This is a genomic window from Mesorhizobium sp. B2-4-1, from assembly GCF_006442185.1.
GTDB lineage: Bacteria > Pseudomonadota > Alphaproteobacteria > Rhizobiales > Rhizobiaceae > Mesorhizobium.
Window position 1 is genome coordinate 684,020 of sequence record NZ_VFVN01000002.1, and the last position, 22,333, is coordinate 706,352.

Genomic DNA, 22,333 nt, shown 5'->3' on the forward strand with positions numbered 1-22,333 from the left:
TCCCAGCCCATGCTACCGCATTGCAGCAGACGTTCAATCGATTTAAGTAAGCCGGAGGCGACTTACCCAGCGGCAATTTGGCAGTTCAGGCCGCCAGCGCCGCCTCCGGCGGCGTCTTTGCCCCGGTCATGAATGCGACGGCATCGGACATTGTATGTTGTTTGGGATCGATGACGCACAGCCGACGACCCAGCCGATGGATGTGGATGCGGTCTGCCACTTCGAAGACATGCGGCATGTTGTGCGAGATCAGCACGATCGGCAGGCCCCGCTTCTTCACGTCGAGGATGAGTTCCAGCACGCGGCGGCTTTCCTTGACGCCAAGTGCTGCCGTCGGCTCGTCCATGATGACCATCTTGGAGCCGAAAGCGGCGGCGCGCGCCACTGCCACGCCCTGGCGCTGGCCGCCGGATAGCGTCTCCACCGCCTGGCTGATGTTCTGGATGGTCATCAGGCCGAGTTCAGTCAGCTTGTCGCGGGCGCGCTTTTCCATCGCCGGACGGTCGAGCATGCGAAGCCATTGGCCGACAAAGCCGGGCTTGCGGATCTCGCGGCCGAGAAACATGTTGTCGGCGATCGACAGCGCCGGCGACAGCGCCAGGTTCTGGTAGACGGTCTCGATGCCGGCTTCGCGGGCCTCCATGGGCGATTTGAAGGCGACCGGTTTGCCCTCAAGCCGGATTTCGCCTTCATCGGGCACGACAGCGCCTGAAATCGCCTTGATGAGCGACGACTTGCCGGCGCCGTTGTCGCCGATAACAGCGAGGATTTCGCCGGGGTAGAGGTCGAAATCGGCATTGTCCAAGGCGGTGACGCGGCCGTAGCGCTTGACCAGTCCGCGAGCGGTGAGGATAGGGTCCTGGGTCATGCCGAAACCTTTCTGATCCATTGATCGACCGCCACGGCGCCGATGATCAGCACGCCGGTGAGCAGCACCTTCCATTGCGGATCGGCGCCCAGCATGTTGAGGCCCATGGAGACGACACCGACGATCATCGCGCCGAACAGCGTGCCGAGGATCGAGCCGCGGCCGCCGAAAAGAGAAATACCGCCGATCACCGTGGCGGTAATCGCCTGCAGATTGTAGTCAGTCACGGCGGCCGACGGCGAGATCGACCCATTGCGACCGATGGAGACCCAGGCGGCGAAAGCGGCGATCAGCCCGGCCAGGGTATAGACCGTCATGAGCACCTTCTTGGTCTGGATACCCGACAGTTTCGCCGCCTCCTGGTCGTCGCCGACGGCGTAGACATGGCGGCCCCATGCCGTGTGATTGAGCACGTACCAAAGGAGCAGCACGAGCGCGACCATCGCAATCACGCCGGCCGTCAGCACAGCGGTGCCGACCTTGAAGCTGAGCGCGAACAGATGCAGCAGCGGCGCCTGAACGTCGACGTCGGTGTCGCGGATCGTCTCATTGGCCGAATAAATAAAGTTCGTCGCCATGACGATGTTCCAGGTGCCGAGTGTCACGATGAATGGCGGCAGTTTCATGTAGGCGACAAGCACCCCGTTGAGCAGCCCGCAGGCAGCACCCGCGGCAAGTCCGATCGCTACGGCAAGGACGCTCGGCAGGCCGTAGCTGACGGCGCAATTGCCCATGATCACGGCCGAAATCACCATGATGACGCCAATCGAAAGGTCGATGCCGGCGGTGAGGATGACCAGGGTCTGGGCGGCACCCAGAATGCCGACGATGGCGATCTGCTGCAGGATCAGCGTCAGCGTGTAGGACGAGAAGAAACGCCCGCCAATGGTGAGGCCGAACACGATGATCGCCAGGACCAGAACGATCAGCGGCACCGCGGCCGGCGTCGAGTGCAGAAAATGCTGGATGCGTCTGACCGCCGATTTATGCTCGTCAAACGCGGCAACGCTCGTGTCGCTGCCCGAGAGAACCTTCTCGAATTCCTGAGCTTGAGACATGTTTCCTCCCCGTAGGGTATCAGCCACGCGGCGACACCCGTCCACGCCTTTCCGGTCTCCTGCCGGGATTGTTCGCGGTCACGCGACCATCGTCCACCCGAAGCGGCCGGGGATCAAGTCCGGCCGCTCCGTTTTTCGTTGCCAGTCAGACCGGCATCAGCCCCAGCACTTGGCGAGGCCTTCCTTGGTGTCGATGGACTTCACGCCATTGGCCGGCTTGTCGGTCACCAGATTGACGCCGGTGTCGAAGAAGTTCTTGCCTTCGGTCGGCTTCGGCTTGGTGCCGTCCTTGGCGAAGTTGGCGATGGCCTCGATGCCGAGCGCCGCCATCTGCAGCGGATATTGCTGCGATGTCGCGCCGATGACGCCTTCGGCCACCGACTTCACGCCGGGGCAGCCGCCATCGACGGAGACGATCAGCACCTGGCTTTCCAGGCCGACGGCCTTGAGCGCCTGATAGGCGCCGACCGCGGCCGGCTCGTTGATGGTGTGGATGACGTTGATGGTGTTGTCCTTCTGCAGAAGGTTCTCCATCGCCTTGCGGCCGCCCTCCTCATTGCCGTTGGTGACGTCATGGCCGACGATGCGCGCGTCATCCTCGTCGCCGATCTTGTTAGGATCCTTCACGTCGATGCCGTAGCCCATCATGAAGCCCTGGTCGCGCAGCACGTCCACGGTCGGCTGCGAGGGGGTCAGGTCGAGGAAGCCGATCTTGGCGTCCTTGGCCTTGTCGCCGAGCGTCGCGGCGGCCCAGGCGCCGATCAGTTTGCCGGCCTCCAAATTGTCGGTAGCAAAGGTCGCGTCGGCGGCGTCGATCGGATCGAGCGGCGTGTCGAGCGCGATCACCAGCAGGCCGGCATCACGCGCCTTCTTCACCGTCGGCACGATGCCCTTGGTGTCGGACGCGGTGATGAGGATGCCCTTGGCGCCGTCGGCAATGCAGCTCTCGATCGCCGCGACCTGGCTTTCGCTGTCGCCGTCGATCTTGCCGGCATAAGTCTTGAGGTCGACACCAAGCTCCTTGGCCTTGGCGGTCGCACCCTCCTTCATCTTGACGAAGAAGGGATTGGTGTCGGTCTTGGTGATCAGGCAGGCGCCGACACCGGCCGCGGATGCGGACGAGGCGAATGCCATCAGGCCCAGAGCAGCCGCCGCAAAAACGGTGGATTTCAACAGTTTTGTATTGGTCACGATTTCCTCCCAGTGGAACATTCCGGATGCCGGCCAACCGGCATCCGTACGGCATCCAAGCAACCTCTCCCGGTGGGGATGCCTGCCTCAAATGACACCAGACCAATCTCTCTGTCAATAATTAAATCACTCTTATTTATTATTGACAGCCTTGCGCTGTTCGCACATTCTGCTCCAAAAGCCTCGAGGGGAAATGACGGGAGGAACAGGGGTGGAGACGGCCACTGCCAGGCATGGTTCGCCCGAGGCGAATGAGAGCCTTATTCACCGCGGCACCAACCAGAGCGGCATGCGGGACCACAATGAGCGGCTGGTGCTGTCGCTGGTGCGCCAGCATGGCAGCCTGGCGAAGTCCGACATCGCCCGCATGACCGGACTGTCGGCGCAAACCGTCTCCGTCATCATGCGCGAGCTCGAGGAGGAAAGGCTGCTGCTGCGGCAGGCGCCGCTGCGCGGCAAGATCGGACAGCCCTCCATCCCCATGGCGCTCAATCCCGAGGGCGCGTTCTTCATCGGCCTGAAGATCGGCCGCCGCAGCGCCGAACTCGTGCTGATCGATTTCCTCGGCAATGTACGTTCGATGCTGCAGCATTCCTACCGCTACCCTGCCCCGCGCGAGACGGTGGAATTCGTCACATCAGGCATGAAGAAGATGCGTGGCGAGCTTTCGCCCGCGCAGGACAAGCGCATAGCGGGGCTCGGCATCGCCATGCCGTTCGAGCTCTGGAACTGGGCCGATACCGCCGGCGCGCCGCGTGACGTCATGGACGAATGGCGCCATCGCGATATCCGCGCGGAGATCCAGGCGCAATGCGATTTTCCGGTCTATCTGCAGAACGACGCCACTTCGGCCTGCGGCGCGGAGCTGGTCTTCGGCCAGGCAGGCGCCCCGCGTGATTTCGTCTATTTCTATATCGGCGCCTTTGCCGGCGGCGGCATCGTCCTCAACGGACGGCTCTTTGGCGGCCCGACCGGCAACGCCGGCGCGCTGGGCTCCATGCCGGTGCCCGGACCGGAGGGAAAGCCGACCCAATTGATCGACGTGGCCTCGATCGCCATGCTCGAAAAAGCGCTCAATGCACGTGGCGTCGAGGCTTCGCATCTGTGGACGTCGCCCGAGGACTGGGGCGAGATCGGCGCCGAGCTCGACGACTGGATTACAAACGCCTCGCGGGCGCTCGCCTATGCCATCGTCGCGGCATCGTCCGTCATCGACTTCGAGGCGGCGGTGATCGACGGCTGGATGCCGACGCAGGTGCGCCGCAGGCTGGTCGACGCCGTCATCGCAACCATCGACACGGTCGATGCCGAGGGATTGAAACTGCCAAACGTCCGCGAAGGCACCGTCGGTATTCACGCGCGCGCTCTCGGGGGCGCCAGCCTGCCACTATCCGAGCGCTTCCTGATCGGTTCGACCACGATTTCCAGGAGCATCTGAATGCTGATCGGAATTCCGGCGCTGCTCGGTCCGGAGCTTCTGGCGATCCTGCGTGCGATGGGGCATGGCGACGAAATCGCCCTGGTCGATGGAAACTACCCGGCCGAAGAGCAGGCAAGGCGGCTGGTGCGGGCCGACGGCCACCATCTCATTCCGGTGCTGGACGCCATATTGAGCGTGCTGCCCGTCGATGACGTCGTGCCGGAGGCGCTGTTTCGCGCCTCGGCCAAGGGCGACCCCTCGCTCGCCGATCCCGTGCATCATGAAATCGAAGTGCTGTGTGCAAAACGCGCGCCCGGGCGCAAGGTGGTTGCGCTGGCCGGTGCCGACTTCTATGCACGCGTCAGGGCCGCGCACGCCATCGTCGCGACCAGCGAACCCAGGCTCTACGCCAACATCATCATCCGCAAGGGCGTGATCCATCCGCCGGAGACGACAAGACAATGATCCTTTGCTGCGGCGAGGCCCTGATCGATATGCTGCCGCGCACGACGACGGAGGGAGAACGGGCCTTCGCACCCTATGTCGGCGGCGCGGTGTTCAACACCGCCATTGCGCTCGGCCGGCTGGGCGCTCCTGCCAGCTTCTTCTCGGGCCTGTCGTCGGACCTGTTCGGCGGCCAGCTCCGCGAAGCGCTCGGGGCGAGCAAGGTCAGTTCCACCTATGCGCACACTTCGCCCCGGCCGACGACGCTCGCCTTCGTGCGGCTGAACGATGGCCAGGCAACCTACACTTTCTACGACGAGAACACCGCCGGGCGCATGCTGACCGGCGAGGATCTGCCGCAACTTGGTCCGGAGATCGAGGCCATGCTGTTCGGCGCCATCAGCCTTATTTCGGACCCGGCGGGGGCCGCCTACGAGGAATTGATGAAGCGCGAGCATGGTCGTCGCGTCATGATGCTCGACCCCAACATCCGGCCGAACTTCATCCCGGACAAGGCAAAGCATCTGAAGCGTATCCGCGAGATGATGGCGATGGCCGATATCGTGAAACTCTCGGATGAAGATCTTCACTGGTTCGACGAAGCCGGCTCGCACGAGGACGTCGTGCGCAACTGGCTCGACCGCGGACCCAAGCTGATCGTCGTCACCCATGGCAGCGAAGGCGCCGTCGGCTACACCAGGGACCACACAGTCAGCGTAACGCCGCGAAAAGTCGAGGTGGTCGATACGGTCGGCGCCGGTGATACGTTCAATGCCGGCATCCTCGCCTCGCTGCATGAGCAGGGCCGGCTAACGAAAGCGGCGATTTCAGGCCTTTCCGAGGACGCCATCCGTGCGGCCCTGACACTCGGCGCCAAAGCGGCGGCGGTGACGGTATCGCGGGCCGGCGCCAATCCGCCCTGGCGCCATGAGATCGCCTGAGTGGCGCGCCAGAGGAACGAATCCGAATTAACAGGTTCCTTGGAACCTTCACCGGCGCGCTGTTGATGAGGTGGTAAAGAAACCCGCCTGTGCGGCGGGTCCTTGGCGCAACTCAGCACCATAGGCAAATATCTAGCATAGTTGCCTTCACCCCGTCAAGAAAAAATTCCTATCTTCGGATAGCTGCCGCACTGCGGACTGGCCGTTCTCAGGCCTTGGCTGACCCAAGTTCGGGCCGTGGTAAGGCCCAACATGGATTGAGCCGGCCGATCACTTTATGTTTAGCAGGGTCGACTCTGGGGTTATAAGGCCGTAATTGCGCCGCACGAATCCCGGATTTCCGGCATCCGGCTGACCGACACCGGAAAATGCGGTAACAGACTGCCACGACCGGGCAATTTGTCGCTCCGCGCGCCCGGCTTTCTCGGCAGGCGCAATTCTGATACCAGCGGGTCGAGGCCAGACCGCCCGGTTAAAATCGTTTGAGGACGACATGCAGTTCATCGATCTTGGCGCACAGCGCGAACGAATCCGCGACCGGCTGAGGGCCGCGATCGACCATGTCGTCGAGGACGGCCGCTATATCCTCGGTCCCCAGGTAGCCGAATTCGAGAAAAAGCTCGCCGCCTATGTCGGCGTCAAGCACGTCGTGGCCTGCGCCAACGGCACCGACGCACTGCTTTTGCCGCTGTTCGCCGCCGGGATCGGCCCGGGCGATGCCGTGTTCGTTCCGAGCTTCACCTTTGCCGCCACGGCGGAAGTGGTGGCGCTGGCCAAGGCCGAGCCGGTTTTCGTCGACGTCGATCCCAACACCTACAACATCGACATCGCCAGCCTCGAGGCGGCGATCACGATGATCAAGAAAGAAGGCCGGCTGAAGCCCAGGGCGATCATTCCGGTCGACCTCTTCGGCCTTGCCGCCGACTACGATGCCATCATGGCGATCGCCCACCGAGAAGGCCTGATGGTGATCGAGGATGCCGCCCAGTCGATGGGCGGTTCGGCGGACGGCAAGATGTGCGGGTCGTTCGGCACGGTCGGCTCGACCAGTTTCTATCCGGCGAAGCCGCTCGGCTGCTACGGCGACGGCGGAGCGATGTTCACCAACGACGATGCCTTGGCCGACAAGCTGCGCTCCTTCGCCTTCCACGGCAAGGGCGAGACGCAATATGACAACATCCGGGTCGGCATCAATTCACGGCTCGACACGCTGCAGGCCGCGATCCTGATCGAAAAGCTCGCCATTCTGGAGGACGAGATGGTTGCCCGGCAAATGGTGGCGAACCGTTATGCCGAAGGGCTTGGCGATGTCGTCACGGCAGCCCGTGACCTGGACGGCAGCCGCTCGGCCTGGGCGCAATACGCCATCGAGACGCCCAAGCGCGACGGGCTGAAGGCGCATCTCGGCGAAAAAGGCATTCCGTCGGTCATCTACTATGTGAAGCCGCTGCACGAGCAGATCGCCTATCGCGACTATCCGAGAACGCCGACCGGTCTTGCCGTATCCGAGCAATTGCCCAAGCGCATCCTGTGCCTGCCGATGCACCCCTATCTCAGCGAAGCCGATCAGGACCGGATCATCGAGACAATCCGCAACTATGTCGGATCGAACTCGGCGCAGGCCGCGGCCGAGTAACCAGCCGGCTTCAGGCGGGGCTTGCCCCTGCCCTGCCGCTGGCGATGAAATGCGGATTGGCAAAATCCGCATCGCCGCCCTGGTCTCGCTTGCCATACATCAAGGGCTGTCCATCCAACGTGCGCGTGATGCCGCCCGCGGCGCGCAGCACGGCATCGCCGGCTGCGGTATCCCACTCCATGGTACGACCGAAGCGCGGATAAATGTCCGCCTCGCCATTGGCGACCAGACAGAATTTCAGCGACGAGCCGACAGAGACGATCTCGGCGATGCCTAGGTCACGAATATAGGCTTCGGTTTCGGGCGTGTTGTGGGAGCGGCTCGCAACCACCGCCAGCGGCGTCGCAGCCGCCCTCACCGAAATCGGCCGGCGAGAGACGATGCGGAAGTCGCCATCTATTTCGAGGAATTCCGCCTTGCCCGGCAGCCCGGAAAAGAACCGGCCCGTGCAGGGCGCGAAAACGACGCCGACTTCCGGCACGCCGTGGCGGACAAGCGCGATGTTGACGGTGAAATCGGTGCGGCGATTGACGAATTCCTTGGTGCCGTCCAGCGGATCGATCAGGAAGAAAGCCCCGTCCAGGTCCGGCGGCACGATGCCGGCGGATGCTTCCTCCTCGGCCACGCAGGGAATGTCGGGAAAGGCCGCACGCAATCCGGCCAGAATGATCTTCTCGCTCTCGCGGTCCGCCTCGGTCACCGGCGAGGAATCTGATTTCTGGTCGACCGCGCAGCCGGCGTGGAACACACGCATGACCTCGCGGCCGGCCGCCAAAGCGAGCCCCTCGAAAATTTCGAGCATCGACCTGTCGTCAGATGCCGCCGCCATTGTCGTATTGGTCTTCGGCAATGTCACGCTCGTTCAGCCAGTGTTCCAGGGCATCTACCATCTCCTCGGCCGATTTGCCGAGCGTCTTCAGATGGATTTCCGGTTTTTCCGGCGCTTCGTAAGGCGAGTCGACACCGGTGAAATTCTTGATCTCGCCATTGAGCGCGCGGGCGTAGAGGCCTTTCGGGTCACGCCTGGCGCATTCCTCGAACGGCGTGTCGACGAACACTTCGACGAACTCGCCTTCGGCCATCAATTCGCGGGCCATGCGCCGCTCGGCGCTGAAAGGCGAAATGAAGGAAACGATGACGATCAGCCCTGCATCGGCCATGAGGCGGGCCACTTCGGCGACGCGGCGGATGTTTTCGACGCGGTCGGCGTCGGTAAAGCCGAGATCCCGGTTGAGGCCGTGGCGGACATTGTCGCCGTCGAGAATGTAGGTATGGCGCCCGGAGGCAAACAGCTTCTTCTCGAACAGGTTGGCGATGGTCGATTTGCCCGAGCCCGACAGCCCGGTGAACCAGAACACGGCGGGCCGCTGGTTCTTGATGTCGGCACGTACCCGCTTGCCGACATCGAGCGATTGCCAATGGATGTTCTCGGCACGGCGCAGCGAATGCAGGATCATGCCGGCGCCGACCGTGGCGTTGCTGATGCGGTCGATCAGGATGAACGCGCCGGTTGTACGGTTCTCGGCGAAGGTGTCGAAAGCGATCGGCGTGCGCGTCGAGATGTTGCAGATGCCCACTTCGTTCATCTCGAGCGACTTGGCAGCTTCACGGGCAAAGTCATTGACATTGACCCGATATTTCAAATCGGTGACGGTAGCGCTGGTCTGGTCGGTCTCGGTGCGCAGGATATAGGAGCGGCCCGGCAACAGCGCATGTTCGTCGAACCAGACGATGTTGGCGGCGAACTGGTCGGCGACCTGCGGGCGTGCCGCAGGCGCCACCAGCATGTTGCCCCGGGAAATCTCGACCTCGTCATCGAGGACAAGCGTGATGGCCTGGCCGGCAACCGCCTGGGCGAGGTCGCCACCCTGCGCGACGATGCGTCTGACGCGGGAGGATTTGCCCGATTTGGCGACGACGACCTCGTCGCCTTGCGAGATCGCGCCCGAGGCGATCGTTCCGGCGAAGCCGCGAAAATCGAGATTGGGGCGGTTGACGTACTGCACCGGAAAACGGAACGGCAGCTCGGCCGCGGCCTCGTCGACCGAAACGGTTTCGAGATGTTCGATCAGCGTCGGGCCGGAATACCATTCCATCCTGTCGGAGCGGCCGGTGACGTTGTCGCCGTAGCGCGCCGACATCGGGATCGGCACGATGGTCTCAAAGCCGAGATCGCGCGAAAATTGCAGATAGTCCTGCGTGATCCGGTCGAAGACCGCCTGGTCGAAATCGACGAGATCGATCTTGTTGACGGCCAGCACGATATGGCGGATGCCGAGCAGCGAGGCGATGATCGAGTGGCGCCTGGTCTGGCGCAGCACGCCTTGCCGCGCATCGATCAGCACGATTGCCAGGTCGGCGGTGGACGCGCCGGTCGCCATGTTACGCGTGTACTGCTCGTGGCCGGGCGTGTCGGCGACAATGAATTTGCGCTTTGGCGTGGCGAAGAAGCGATAGGCGACGTCGATGGTGATGCCTTGTTCGCGCTCGGCTTCGAGACCGTCGACAAGCAGTGCGAAATCGATGTCGTCGCCGGTCGTGCCGTGCTTGCGCGAATCGCGTTCGAGCGCGGCGAGCTGGTCCTCGAAAATCTGCTTGGTGTCCGAGAGCAGGCGGCCGATCAGCGTCGACTTGCCATCGTCGACGGAGCCGCAGGTGAGGAAGCGCAGCAGCGATTTCTTCTCCTGCGCCGCCAGATAATCGCGGACGCCGTCGGTAGGTGCGAGGCTCTTTGCCATGATGTGGCGCATGGTCAGAAATACCCCTCGCGCTTCTTCTTTTCCATCGAGCCGGCTTCGTCCCGGTCGATCAGGCGGCCCTGCCGTTCGGAGGTGCGCGCGGTCAGCATCTCGCCGACGATAGCTTCCAGCGTGTCTGCTTCCGATTCGATGGCGCCGGTCAGCGGGTAGCAGCCGAGCGTGCGGAAGCGCACCAGCCGATTCTCGATCGCCTCACCGGGGCGCAATTTCATGCGATCGTCGTCCTTGAGGATGAGCATGCCATCGCGTTCCACGACCGGCCGCTGCTTGGCGAAATAGAGCGGCACGATCGGGATGTTCTCCTGCAGGATGTACTGCCAGATGTCGAGCTCGGTCCAGTTGGACAGCGGAAAGACGCGGATCGATTCACCCGTGGCGATGCGGGTGTTGAAGATCTTCCACATTTCGGGGCGCTGATTCTTCGGATCCCAGACGTGCTGGGCGTTGCGGAAGGAAAAGATGCGCTCCTTGGCGCGCGATTTTTCCTCGTCGCGGCGGGCGCCGCCAAAGGCGGCATCGAAACCGTATTTGTCGAGCGCCTGGCGCAGCGCCACGGTCTTCATCACATGGGTGTGCGTGTTCGAGCCATGATCGAAGGGATTGATGTTGTCGCGCACGCCATCCTGGTTGACGTGAACCAGGAGATCGAAACCGAGTTTTTGCGCCATCTGATCGCGAAAGGCGATCATCTCGCGAAATTTCCAGGTTGTGTCGACATGAAGGAACGGAAAGGGCGGCTTGGCGGGATAGAACGCCTTCATCGCCAGGTGCATCAGCACGGACGAATCCTTGCCTACGGAATAGAGCATGACCGGCTTGGCGAAGGCGGCCGCGACTTCACGGAATATGTGGATTGACTCGGCCTCAAGCCGCTGCAGGTGCGTAAGCGCTGTTGTCATGGCCTGTCTAGCGTTCTCTCGTGCCTTCCGACAGAAGACCTGGCATCAAATCATCGGGCTTCCCGCCCGGTTCAAGCTTGCTTCTGGACAATGTTATTCTTGCGGGCGTTCTAGCAGATCGCCGCTGCCCAGAACAATGCAAGACGCGCCTGGCAAGGAGTGGTTCGGGAATGAATTTTCCATCCATGCGTCAAAATGCGGAAATTCCTGCTTGTCACGCCGGCGGCTGAGAAAATGCGGGGGAAAAAATTGCTTGATGAAAAGCACGCAGTCTTCGCCGCGCCCAAATCCGATCGTCTGCCAGCGACTACCGATTTTCGGTGGCAATCGGCCTTGATGCACTTTCAGAAAAAGACCCAAGCCGCTATACCGGCCCCTGAAAGCGGGCAGATGCACGATGCGACACGGGCAATTTCGGCAGGGCTATGTTTGCCGCCGTCAGACAATCCGCCGTGTGAAGCGTCCGAGAATGGTGAGCCGCCCTTGAGCCAGCTTTCATCGATAAGACGGCAGTTCTCGCCCGCGCGGATCAATATCTATTTTTCCATCGCTTGCTTCTTTTTTCCACCGGTCCTGGGGTCTGTGGTGAGCTTCGTGTTCAACGGCGGCGGCCTGTGGTCGGTTCTTTTGATCGCCTCGAAAAAGAGGCGCTTCAACATCGACCGGGCGATGATGGCGCTCACGATCGCGATCTATGCCTATTGCGCGGCAAATCTCCTGGCTTCGCTCGCCAATAACGCAATTGTCAGGGATGCGCCGCATCTGATCCCGCTCGTCACCTTCCTGTTTTTCCCCCTCTCCTATTCAACCTGGAGCATTACGCAGAAAACAACCCTTGTCCGGATCATAATCCTCAGCAGCATGGCCGCCTGTTTCGTCGCGCTGCTGTTGGCGATCATCCAGCAATATTGGATCGGGATGAGGGCGGAGGGCGGAGCGGGAAATGCGATAGTGTTCGCCACGGTCGTCTGCCTTGCAGTGATGGCCTGCGTGGCCGGTGCCCTGTCGGGCATCGAAAGGCACAAGAGTGCGCTGATCTGCGCAGCGCTCGGCGGAACGATCGCCATCATCTATTCCGGCACGCGCATCATCTGGCTGGCGCTGCTGATTTCCGGCATTGCCGTGCTGTTGATCAACCAGCATTGGCTGAAAGGGAAGAATGCCGTCCGTCTGCTGCTTCTGCTGGCGGCGATCGGCGTCGCGGTCGCCGCTATCGGCTTCCATACAATATCCGACAGATTTGATTTTCTGCGCTCTGATTGGGACGCGCTTGGGGCGCACGGCAATTCCGACACCTCGCTTGGAATACGTGTTGCCCTCTGGGACATCGGCCTGAAGGCATTCCGCGACATGCCCTTGTTCGGACACGGAGTGGGCGCCAACCAGCTCTTGATCAGGCAGGGCTTCCAAGACCTGTTCGCGAAAACGGCAGGTTTCAATCATTTCCACAATGGCTTCCTGACGGCATTGGTACAGGCGGGCATCCTGGGCGCCGTGACTTTGGCGGCGATCTTTGTCGTCGCCGGCAGAAACGCCGCCCTGGTCCTGCGCAACAGCGCCGACCCGATCGAGCGCTTTGGCGCCACCATGGTCGTCGTCATGGTGATCATCTACCTGACGGCTGGGATGACAGGCATCCTGATCGGCCAAGACATCCTGGATTCGGTGTTCATGGTCTTCCTGGTATCCGGGACCTATCTTGCGTCGGGACGTCAGGCCCCGTTGCCGGAAGAGATGCCGCTTCCGCCAGTCACGCAATAGCGGCTCCGGGCAAGGCAATGAAGGTCTTGGTCACAGGCGCATCGGGCTTCATCGGACGTCTCGTCGTGCAAAGGCTTCGCGAGGCAGGCGTGGAGGTTCGCCTCGCCTCGCGCTATCCCGAAAGCCTCGCTTCGGGCAGCGACATCGTCGCCTTGCCGCGTTTCGATGCGCCGGCCAAGGCCTTCCTTGCCGTCACCCGCGATGTCACGGACGTCGTTCATTGCGCCGGCCTGAACAATGATCACGGCGGTGCCACCGAAGCCGACTACCGAGCCGCCAACGCGGAACTGAGCGCGCGGCTGGCGCATGCGGCCGCCATGCAGGCAAGCGGACGCTTCATCCAACTGTCATCGGTCCGGGCCGTGATCGGCGCCCGCGTCAGCGCAACGATCGACGAGCATACGGTCCCCGATCCGCAATGCGCCTACGGGCGCTCGAAACGCGAGGGCGAGATCAGGGTCCTGGACGCCTATGCATCGCACGGCCGCGCCGACGCCGCCGTGCTGCGCCTGCCGGCGGCCTACGCAAGCGGCATGAAGGGCAATCTGGCAATGCTGATGCGCCTGGCCGATACGGGCCTGCCGCTGCCGACAGGTATTCTGACAGGAACCCGCTCGCTGGTGTCGGCCGACGCAGCCGCGCAAGCCGTGCGGCATTTGTTGACTCATCCGGGGCCGCTCAGCCCTGCCTATATAGCCAGCGACGTGCCTCCGGTGTCGGTGGCAGCCGTCGTAAGCGCCTTCCGTAAGGGACTTGGGCGGCCGGTGCGCCTGGCTGCCGTACCGGCCAGCCTGATGCGGATGGCCGCGGTGGCGCTAGGCAAGCGGGCGTTTTGGGAAAGCATGACGGCGACACAGATATGCGACCCTTCCCTGCTCGTCTCGCAGGGCTGGCTGCCGGAAACAGCGACGCTTGATCGTCTAAGCGAAATCGCGGCGCGCAGCAGGCAAGCTCAACCTGGATAAATCGTCGCAAGCAGGATGCGAAGATCAAGGCCGATCGACGCGACCTTGAGATAGTCGGCATCGGTTTCGGCCAATAGGGCCGGGTCCGACATGTCGATGCCCTTGACCTGAGCCAGGCCGGTGATGCCGGGAAGCGCCGATGAAACGCCCAGCCGTCGGCGGCACTCGATCAGCTCGGTTTGCGTCGGCAGACAGGGACGCGGTCCGACCAAGCTCATCTCGCCCTTCAGAACATTCCAGAACTGCGGCAGCTCATCGAGCTTGAACTTCCGCAGGGTCTTTCCGGCCGGCGTCACGGCATTCGCCGGCGCCTCGTGCGAAGGCAAGGATGGCGTGCCGACATACATCGTGCGCAATTTGTGACAGCGAAAGAGCACGCCATCGCGGCCAACCCGCGTTTGAGAAAAGATGGCCGGACCGGGCGACGATATACGAACAGCCAGGACAGCGAGCGCCAGGACGGGTGAAGTGACCAGGAGCAGCAGCGCCGCGCCGGCAAGATCGAAGATTTGCTTGGCTGTCTTCATGAACCGCCGATAGTGCTCGTTGCCAAAACCAAAGACGAAAATACGAATCCGCTCGACGTAGCATGAGGCTATCGCTCGACCAAGCTCGACCCCTCGCCTGCTCGGATGCGCCTGCAGAGGAATGCCAGCCAGCGCCCCAGGGTCCCGAAGGTCCGCCGATAAATGCCGCTCTTGCGCAGACTGCTCAAGCGCCGAAGAAGGCCAGGGTCTTTTGAAGCATCAGTTCGCCTGCCCGGCCGCTTTCGGGATCACGGCCTCAGGCACGTCCCCTCTTACCTTCTTGGTATGGTCAAGACCCGCAAGCACCGCGAGCGAGGATGCCTTGTCCTGGCTCTTCACGGATTGCTGCAGGGCCGCAAGCGCCGCCTGGACATCGGACCATTCCGCGACATCGGTGCTCAGGCCAAAAATCTTGGAAATGCCGAGTTCGACCAGCTCCTCATCCTCACCATGCAACGTTTCATGGAGTTTTTCACCGGGCCGGATTCCGGTGAAGCGAATGGGGATGTCCGTGTATGGGCTTTTTCCGGACATGCGGATCATCGTCTCGGCAACTTCGAGGATCGGCACCGGTTTGCCCATGTCGAGCATGTAGACGGCGTAGTCGTCGCCGGCTTTCCGCGAGGCGGCATCGGCAGCCGACATGATGACGAGGTCGACGGCTTCGGCCACGGTCATGAAATAGCGCGTCATGCGCCGGTCGGTTATGGTGACCGGACCTCCGGCCTCGATCTGCGCCTGGAATATGGTTGCGACCGAGCCATTGCTGCCAAAGACATTGCCGAACCGAACGGCTATGAACTTGGTGGCGGGGCGCCGCGCGCCGGGCTCGCCGGCGGGCGTTTCATGCAAGGCGCTGACGATCTGTTCGGCCGCCCGCTTCGTCAGGCCCAGCACGGATGTCGGGTCCACGGCCTTGTCGCTCGAAACAAGCACGAATTGCTTGACGCCGCATTTGGCGGCAACCTCGGCACAGACAAGCGTTCCGAAGACATTGGTCTGGATGGCCGAATCCCAGTTTTCCTCGAGCAAAGGCACATGCTTCAGTGCCGCGGCGTGGAAAACGATGTCCGGCTTGAACTCGGTGACGACACGCGTCATCTGGCGCCGGTCGGCGACATCGACAATGCGGACCTTGAGGCGGTCGTGGTCCTTCTCTTCGACATATTGGCTCAACTGGAAAATGCCGAACTCGGAATTATCGGCAACCAGCACCGCCTCCGCGCCCAGTTCCAGTGACCTCTTGACCAGGGTGCGGCCGATGGAACCGGCGCCGCCGGTGACCAGGACGCGCTTGCCGCCGACGAAGGCCCCGATCCGTTCGATGTCGGACGGAACCGTGGGGCGGCGCAGGATCGTTTCCATCTCGACCTCGTCGAGAACGAGCTTTCCTTCCTGGCCAAGCTGCGAAAGCCCCGAGAACTGCACCACCGCTATGTCGCCTTGCCGGGCAACACGGACGAGCTCCGAATACTCCTCGATCTCATGTTCGGCGCCGCTGCCGAAAATCAGCAGGTCCAGGCTTGTCGTACCCTTGGCGTATTCTTCCAGCACCTCGATCAGGCGGGGGCGGGTGGCCACGACGGGAACGCCCTGGATCCGAGTGCCCTGCGGAACACCGTGTTCAATCGCCATAATCCCTGCAATTGAATACTCTACAGGCTGCGTCGTGCGCGTGAAACGGATGATTACGTCGGCCTCGCTCAGCTTGCCGACAAACACCGCTCTCTTGGTCGAAGCTTTGCCGCGACTCAGAATGCGCCAGCTCGCGCCGTCGCGAAAGAACCGGTAGAAAATCCGGGGCGCCGAGATGATCGTGAAAGAAACCAGGAAGAAGACGATGAACTGGCGCTCATTGAGGCCCGCCACCGGCTGAAAGGAACGAACAAAAAGCGAAACACAGTAAAGGACGATGGTCAGTATTGCGCAGCCCTTCAGGATATTGAAGAAATCCGGCGTCGAGGCGAAGCGCCACACAGTATTGTAGAGGCCGCAATATCTGAATAACAGATGACTAAGAATAATGATGCTCGCCCAGCAAGCGAAACCCGCTGGAGAGAACGCTTCGAACGACAGCCTCGACTGCGATAAAGTCAGGCTAAGCGCCACCGCCACCAAAACCATGGCGATGTCTTGAATCATGATGATGGCGCGACGCATTGTGGGCCGGAGTCCGGGTACAGCTTCTACATAGGATTTCATCGGACGGTACTGAACTCCAGGCGCGAAGACTTCAATACTAAAGTGGCTCTAGAGCGAATACCATCCGTCACCGGCGGCTTCTTTTTAGTACCAAATCTTCGGCCCCCGCCGCGTGTATCGCATAGCGTGGACTTGAAATCATCGCCAGAGATTTTTTCATAGGTTGGCGGGTGAAGAGAAAGTCCGTTTGATCAAGATCTTGCACATCAACTGCAAAGAGCCCTAGAGTCCGACAGCAACTCAGGATAGAGAGAGGGGTCGGCCGGAGAGATCAATCCTTGACTACTCTTTGCCCTGGTGCGGTCTGCTCTCGACCTATGGCCTATGGTTCCGCAGATATCAAGCGGTTCGAGAATGCCGGCAGCGCGATCGTGAGGCCATCGCTCGGTCCTTGACGCCAGGCGGCTCTCACCCTGTCGACGCGGCTGGGAATGCAGTGTGGATAGCTGGAAGGAAAGGTGAACCGCCCGAAGCGATTTTGCGGTTGACAGCCAAGTCTGCTGCAATATGACGGTCTTCCCTTTACCAGCCAAAGCGAAGTGATGAAGTTTGGATCAAGTGGCCTGCGAGGGTTGGCTTCAGAATTAGTCGGGAAACCCAGCGGCCTTTATACGGAGGCTTTCGCTTGTCGTCTCGTTGCCGATGGGGTCCGATCGAAGGCCAAGGTGTTCGTTGGTCGCGACTTGCGCGATAGCAGTCCGACGATCGCCGCCAACTGCATGGCTGCCTTGGCGGCAAGTGGGTTTCAACCGATCGATTGCGGTGCCATTCCAACGCCAGCCTTGGCGTTGTATGCCGGGCAGCATGACGCAGCGGCGCTCATGGTTACGGGTTCGCACATCCCTGCGGACCGCAATGGCATCAAGTTCTATAGCCCGCGGGGCGAGATCACCAAGGCCGATGAAGCCGCTATGGCACACTATGCTGCCGAACGGCTAGACGCCTATTGCCCCCCGCCGCCAATAGGTACGGCTTTGCCGGGGCATCACGACAATGCGATCGCCGCCTATCGCGCGCGCGCTGATGACATCTTGGAGCCAGGGTCCCTTTCGGGCCTGAGGCTCGGCGTCTATCAGCACAGTTCGGTCGCGGCGGATCTTCTGGTGGAGGTTCTCCGATCCTTTGGCGCAGATGTGACACCTGTCGGGAAATCGGAGACCTTCGTACCCGTCGATACCGAAGCCGTTGACGAAACCACAATTGCAAAGTTCAAGGGTTGGGCGCGGGAATTCCACCTCGACGCCATCGTGTCGACCGATGCCGATGCTGATCGGCCACTGATTGCCGACGAGAATGGTGACCTGTTTCGCGGCGACCTGATCGGCCTCGCCACGGCTCTGTTCCTGCGGGCTGACATCGTGGTGACGCCCGTGACTTCGAATTCAGGTATTTCGAAAGCCTTCGGTTTTACGGTTCTGAGAACGAAGGTCGGATCTCCCTTTGTTGTCGAAGCCATGGAAGCCTCACACCGCCCCGGGAAAATCGTTGTGGGCTTTGAAGCCAATGGTGGCGTTCTCTTGGGGTCGGACTGTTCGCTACACGGCAAGACATTGACGGCATTGCCGACACGGGATTCACTGCTCCCCATCCTGGCTGTCCTCGGGATGGTCGCATCGACAAGAAAATCGCTGTCAGGTCTGCGCGCGTTGTGGAATCTTCCGGCCTGTGCAAGCGAACGCCTTGAGAATTTTCCAGTGGAGAGTTCGCGCAGCTTGATGCGTCGGCTCGCGGATCGGCCTGCACTGCAGCGGTTTCTGGCCCCGTTCGGGACTGTTGCTGAAGTTGACGAGACCGACGGCCTAAGGACACAAATGCTGACTGGCGAGATCATCCATCTGCGGCCGTCCGGCAACGCGCCTGAACTTCGCTGTTATTCGGAGGCAGCAGACCCAGGCAGAGCGAGAGCGATTGTGGCGCTGACGCTCGACAGGGCGCTGGCGATCGCATCCACAAACGAAGCAGAGGTCATTTCATGAAAGTGGTTCCCGTCATCATCAGCGGTGGAGCCGGATCGCGACTATGGCCTGCCTCAAGGCAATCGCACCCCAAGCCTTTTCTTAAAGTGGCGGACGGGCATTCGCTTATTCAGCACACAGTGCTGCGCGCCGCGTCGATTGAGGGAGTGGTGGAACTCGTGGCTGTAACGTCCGGGGACCACCTTTTCCTCACGAAGGACGACTTCGACGAACTGGATTCGGTTGTGTTGCCACGTACGTTTCTGCTCGAGCCGGAAGGCCGGGATACGGCCGCTGCCGTGGCGGCAGCCACTGTCCATGCCAAGGCAACGCAGGGCCCTGATGCGATTCTATGCGTCTTCCCGGCCGATCACATGATTGGCAACCTGCCCGCATTTCTAGACGTTATGGGCCGCGCCATCGAATATGCAAAACTGGGGCGGATTGCCACACTGGGCATCAGCCCAACCAGGCCGGACACGGCGTTCGGCTATATCGAAGCCGATGGTGAGAAAGTCGTCCGTTTCGTTGAAAAACCGGATCTCGACACAGCCAAAGCCTATGTCGAATCCAAACGCTTCTTCTGGAACGCGGGGATATTCTGCTTCAGCGCGCAACGCATGCTCGACGAGATGGCTTTGCATTGCCCCGAAGTGATCCAGGCGGTTTCCGACAGTTATGAGAACGGCCGATTCAGTCAAGGCGAAGGCTTTGCCAAAATCGAACTCGCGCCCGAGCATTTTGGCTCCGCTCCGCGTATCTCTCTCGATCATGCGGTTATGGAGAAGGCAAACAATCTTGCCGTGGTTCCTTGCGACATGGATTGGAACGACATCGGATCTTGGAACGCGATGGCCGATTTGATCGCTCCTGACGAAAGCGGCAACAGGCTACGCGGCGATGTTCACATGGTCGACACCACCGGCAGCTATATAAGTTCCGACAAGCGCGTCATCGGCACGGTCGGGGTCAGCGATCTGGTGATCGTCGATTCTCCCGACGCATTGCTTGTCGCCTCCCGCGATCGCGTTCAAGACGTCAAGAAGTTGTTCGAGGGCCTCAAGGCTTCCGGGCATGAGGCGCATTTGGTCCACAGCACCGTACATAGGCCGTGGGGCACCTATACGGTTCTGGAGGAAGGCGAGCGCTTCAAAATCAAACGCATCGAGGTGAAACCCGGCAGACGTTTGAGTTTGCAGATGCACTACCATCGCTCCGAGCACTGGGTCGTGGTCAGCGGCTCCGCGAAAATAGTCAATGGCGACCAGGAGCTGTTCCTGGCGACCAACGAGTCAACCTACATCCCCTGCGGTCATAAACACAGGCTGGAAAACCCGGGCCGGATTGACCTGGTGATCATTGAAGTGCAAAGCGGCGATTATCTCGGCGAGGACGATATCGTGCGTTTTGACGACGTATACGGCCGCGCCTGACAATCCATTGGCTCACGGTGCTTGGGCGGGCAAAGCCTTAGGGGCTGGGCGGACACAAATCGGATACATCGAGAACATTGATGAAAAAAAAAGCACTGATAACCGGCATCACCGGGCAGGACGGCGCCTATCTGGCGGCATTCCTGCTGGAAAAGGGTTATTCCGTTCACGGCGTAAGGCGCCGCACATCCCTTTTTAATACTGATCGCATCGATCATTTGTATCATGATCCGCATGAAAAGGGTGTAGATCTGACGTTGCATCATGGCGATCTGACTGACTCATCAAGTCTGATGCGGATCATTCAGCTCGTTCAGCCGGATGAGATTTACAATCTGGCGGCACAGAGTCACGTAGCCGTTTCATTTGAGGAACCTGAATACACCGCCAACTCCGACGCTCTAGGGGCGTTGAGAATTTTGGAAGCCATCCGAATTCTCGGCTTGGAGAAGAAGGTCCGTTTCTATCAGGCGTCTACGTCTGAGCTGTACGGGCTCGTGCAAGAGACGCCGCAAAAGGAAACCACGCCATTCTACCCACGGTCTCCTTATGCCGTGGCCAAATTGTATGCATACTGGATTACGATCAATTATCGCGAAGCATACGGCATCTATGCGTGTAACGGCATTCTGTTCAATCACGAGTCCCCAATGCGAGGTGAGACGTTTGTGACGCGTAAGATTACGCGAGCGCTGGCACGGATCAAGCTAGGCATGCAAGAGAAGCTTTACCTGGGTAATCTAGATTCACTGCGCGACTGGGGGCATGCCAAAGACTATGTTGAGATGCAATGGCTTATGTTGCAACAGGAGGCGCCTGAGGATTACGTTATCGCAACTGGCGAGCAGCATTCCGTGCGCGAATTTGTGACCCTGGCGGCTGCGGAACTGGATATTGACGTAAGATGGGAGGGAAAAGGCGTCGACGAGAAAGGGTACGATAACAAAAGCGGTCAATGTATAGTGGCTGTCGATGCGGCTTACTTTCGGCCGACAGAAGTCGAAACGCTTCTTGGCGACGCCAGTAAAGCTCGAAAGAACCTTGGCTGGGAACCTAGAATTAAATTCACCGAGCTGGTCCAAGAAATGATTCGCGAGGACTTTAAGGGTGCCGAGCAGGAAAAGCTGCTTACAACGCATGGCTATCAACGCTTCACTCGCGCAGAATAACCATGGCACGAATTCCAGTATATGAGCCATACCTCAGCGGAAACGTATCGGCGTATGTCAACGAGTGCTTGACTACGGGTTGGATTTCCTCGCGTGGAGCCTTCATATCCCGATTTGAAAAAGCTTTTGCGGAGTATGTAGGCGCGAAAGAGGCGACAAGCGTGGCAAACGGCACCGTAGCCATCCACCTTGTGCTGGATGCATTGGGCATCGGTGCCGGCGACGAGGTCATCGTTCCAAGCTTCACCTACATAGCGTCGGTCAACACCATTTTGCAGACCGGCGCGACGCCGATCTATGTCGACTCGTTGGAAGACACGCTGCAGGTGGATCCGCAGGCAATACGTGACGCTATAACCCCGAGAACCCGCGCGGTCATGGCGGTGCATTTGTATGGCCATCCTTGTGATATGGATGCGATCTCGAGCCTTTGCCGCGATCACGATCTTTTGCTCATCGAGGACTGCGCGGAAGGCTTCGGGACCCGGTGGAAAGGCCGGCATGTCGGCACGTTTGGTGATGTTGCCACCTTCAGTTTCTTCGGGAACAAGACAATCACAACTGGCGAAGGCGGAATGGTTCTGGCGCGATCGGCTGAGGTGATGGACAAGTGTCGGCGCCTGAAAAGCCAAGGTGTCTCGCCGACCCGCGAATACTGGCACGACATGCTCGCCTACAATTATCGGATGACCAATATCCAGGCGGCGATCGGGCTTGCCCAGATCGAGATGGCTGAAGAGATCATCCACCGCAAGCAGCAGATCGCAGAGATATACCGGACCCGACTGTCCGGGCTTCCCTTGAGGACCCATGATCCCGTGGGCGACGTTAATCATTCGCACTGGATGTGTTCGATTGTCGTTGACCACGTTGAGGATCGAGATCGGTTGCGTGCGCATCTTGCCGACGACGAAATCGAGACACGCCCGTTTTTCCCCTTAGCCAGCCACATGCCGCACTGTTATTCTGACCGGGCCTTTCCGAATGGCGATAGCGTAAGCAAGCGTGGCATCAATCTGCCGAGCTACCCCGGACTGACCGAGGAACAGTTGAACCGCATATGTTCTTCGATCATCGGTTATTTCGAGGATCGACCGCGGTGACT

The 22,333-nt window shown here is 60.6% G+C and carries 18 protein-coding genes; 10 read left to right on the plus strand and 8 right to left on the minus strand.

Annotated elements, in window-relative coordinates; genetic code table 11:
- Positions 1 to 85: 85 nt before the first annotated feature.
- From FJ949_RS07955 to FJ949_RS07965, 3 genes are all read right to left on the minus strand, one after another.
- The gene (locus FJ949_RS07955) at positions 86 to 868 is read right to left on the minus strand and encodes an ATP-binding cassette domain-containing protein (protein WP_140495053.1); all 783 of its coding nucleotides are present in this window, start codon (positions 866 to 868) and stop codon (positions 86 to 88) included.
- The gene (locus FJ949_RS07960; protein WP_140494823.1) at positions 865 to 1,926 is read right to left on the minus strand and encodes an ABC transporter permease; all 1,062 of its coding nucleotides are present in this window, start codon (positions 1,924 to 1,926) and stop codon (positions 865 to 867) included. The genes FJ949_RS07955 and FJ949_RS07960 overlap by 4 nt, the downstream gene beginning before the upstream one ends.
- Before the next feature lie 156 nt (positions 1,927 to 2,082).
- On the minus strand, positions 2,083 to 3,099 hold the full coding sequence (locus FJ949_RS07965; protein ID WP_181165177.1) for a sugar ABC transporter substrate-binding protein: 1,017 nt from the start codon (positions 3,097 to 3,099) through the stop codon (positions 2,083 to 2,085).
- A 229-nt stretch (positions 3,100 to 3,328) separates the two neighbouring features.
- On the opposite strand from FJ949_RS07965, the gene FJ949_RS07970 reads away from it, so the two are divergent.
- The 4 genes from FJ949_RS07970 (at position 3,329) to FJ949_RS07985 (ending at position 7,558) form a co-directional block, all read left to right on the plus strand.
- Positions 3,329 to 4,555 carry an ROK family protein gene (locus tag FJ949_RS07970; RefSeq protein ID WP_140494828.1) on the plus strand — a complete coding sequence of 409 codons (1,227 nt, stop codon included), beginning with the start codon at positions 3,329 to 3,331 and terminating at the stop codon, positions 4,553 to 4,555.
- Positions 4,556 to 5,002 carry an RbsD/FucU domain-containing protein gene (locus FJ949_RS07975; protein ID WP_140494830.1) on the plus strand — a complete coding sequence of 149 codons (447 nt, stop codon included), beginning with the start codon at positions 4,556 to 4,558 and terminating at the stop codon, positions 5,000 to 5,002.
- Positions 4,999 to 5,922: a carbohydrate kinase gene (locus FJ949_RS07980; RefSeq protein ID WP_140494831.1), complete on the plus strand. Its 924-nt coding sequence runs from the start codon at positions 4,999 to 5,001 to the stop codon at positions 5,920 to 5,922. Before FJ949_RS07975 ends, FJ949_RS07980 begins: the two co-directional genes overlap by 4 nt.
- A gap of 493 nt (positions 5,923 to 6,415) precedes the next feature.
- A complete protein-coding gene (locus FJ949_RS07985) occupies positions 6,416 to 7,558 on the plus strand; it encodes a DegT/DnrJ/EryC1/StrS aminotransferase family protein (protein ID WP_140494833.1) in 1,143 nt (380 codons plus the stop codon).
- 10 nt (positions 7,559 to 7,568) lie between these two features.
- Here FJ949_RS07985 and cysQ read toward each other — a convergent pair whose 3' ends face one another.
- The 3 genes from cysQ to cysD are packed head-to-tail and all read right to left on the minus strand — an operon-like array spanning position 7,569 to position 11,216.
- The gene (cysQ, locus tag FJ949_RS07990; RefSeq protein ID WP_181172060.1) at positions 7,569 to 8,360 is read right to left on the minus strand and encodes a 3'(2'),5'-bisphosphate nucleotidase CysQ; all 792 of its coding nucleotides are present in this window, start codon (positions 8,358 to 8,360) and stop codon (positions 7,569 to 7,571) included.
- A 10-nt stretch (positions 8,361 to 8,370) separates the two neighbouring features.
- Positions 8,371 to 10,308, minus strand: coding sequence for a sulfate adenylyltransferase subunit CysN (gene cysN, locus FJ949_RS07995; RefSeq protein ID WP_181167193.1), 1,938 nt, complete (start codon positions 10,306 to 10,308; stop codon positions 8,371 to 8,373).
- 2 nt (positions 10,309 to 10,310) lie between these two features.
- Positions 10,311 to 11,216 (minus strand): sulfate adenylyltransferase subunit CysD, encoded by a 906-nt coding sequence (gene cysD / locus FJ949_RS08000; RefSeq protein ID WP_140494839.1) that lies wholly within the window; start codon positions 11,214 to 11,216, stop codon positions 10,311 to 10,313.
- A 483-nt stretch (positions 11,217 to 11,699) separates the two neighbouring features.
- Here cysD and FJ949_RS08005 point away from each other — a divergent pair, with 483 nt between their 5' ends.
- Together FJ949_RS08005 and FJ949_RS08010 are read left to right on the plus strand one after the other, a co-directional pair.
- Positions 11,700 to 12,977 (plus strand): O-antigen ligase, encoded by a 1,278-nt coding sequence (locus FJ949_RS08005; RefSeq protein ID WP_140495055.1) that lies wholly within the window; start codon positions 11,700 to 11,702, stop codon positions 12,975 to 12,977.
- A gap of 17 nt (positions 12,978 to 12,994) precedes the next feature.
- Positions 12,995 to 13,942: an NAD-dependent epimerase/dehydratase family protein gene (locus FJ949_RS08010; protein ID WP_140494841.1), complete on the plus strand. Its 948-nt coding sequence runs from the start codon at positions 12,995 to 12,997 to the stop codon at positions 13,940 to 13,942.
- Here the strand turns inward: FJ949_RS08010 and FJ949_RS08015 are convergent.
- Together FJ949_RS08015 and FJ949_RS08020 are read right to left on the minus strand one after the other, a co-directional pair.
- Positions 13,930 to 14,469 (minus strand): sugar transferase, encoded by a 540-nt coding sequence (locus tag FJ949_RS08015; RefSeq protein ID WP_140494844.1) that lies wholly within the window; start codon positions 14,467 to 14,469, stop codon positions 13,930 to 13,932. The genes FJ949_RS08010 and FJ949_RS08015 overlap by 13 nt on opposite strands.
- Positions 14,470 to 14,688: 219 nt before the next feature.
- Positions 14,689 to 16,629 carry a nucleoside-diphosphate sugar epimerase/dehydratase gene (locus tag FJ949_RS08020; protein WP_140494846.1) on the minus strand — a complete coding sequence of 647 codons (1,941 nt, stop codon included), beginning with the start codon at positions 16,627 to 16,629 and terminating at the stop codon, positions 14,689 to 14,691.
- Positions 16,630 to 17,213: 584 nt separating this feature from the next.
- On the opposite strand from FJ949_RS08020, the gene FJ949_RS08025 reads away from it, so the two are divergent.
- The 4 genes from FJ949_RS08025 (at position 17,214) to FJ949_RS08040 (ending at position 22,331) form a co-directional block, all read left to right on the plus strand.
- Complete coding sequence (locus tag FJ949_RS08025) at positions 17,214 to 18,647, plus strand: phosphomannomutase (RefSeq protein WP_140494848.1); 1,434 nt, start codon at positions 17,214 to 17,216, stop codon at positions 18,645 to 18,647.
- The gene (locus tag FJ949_RS08030; protein ID WP_140494850.1) at positions 18,644 to 20,059 is read left to right on the plus strand and encodes a mannose-1-phosphate guanylyltransferase/mannose-6-phosphate isomerase; all 1,416 of its coding nucleotides are present in this window, start codon (positions 18,644 to 18,646) and stop codon (positions 20,057 to 20,059) included. The genes FJ949_RS08025 and FJ949_RS08030 overlap by 4 nt, the downstream gene beginning before the upstream one ends.
- An 80-nt stretch (positions 20,060 to 20,139) precedes the next feature.
- Complete coding sequence (gene gmd / locus FJ949_RS08035) at positions 20,140 to 21,228, plus strand: GDP-mannose 4,6-dehydratase (protein WP_140494852.1); 1,089 nt, start codon at positions 20,140 to 20,142, stop codon at positions 21,226 to 21,228.
- A 2-nt stretch (positions 21,229 to 21,230) separates the two neighbouring features.
- Complete coding sequence (locus FJ949_RS08040) at positions 21,231 to 22,331, plus strand: DegT/DnrJ/EryC1/StrS family aminotransferase (protein WP_140494854.1); 1,101 nt, start codon at positions 21,231 to 21,233, stop codon at positions 22,329 to 22,331.
- Positions 22,332 to 22,333: the final 2 nt, after the last annotated feature.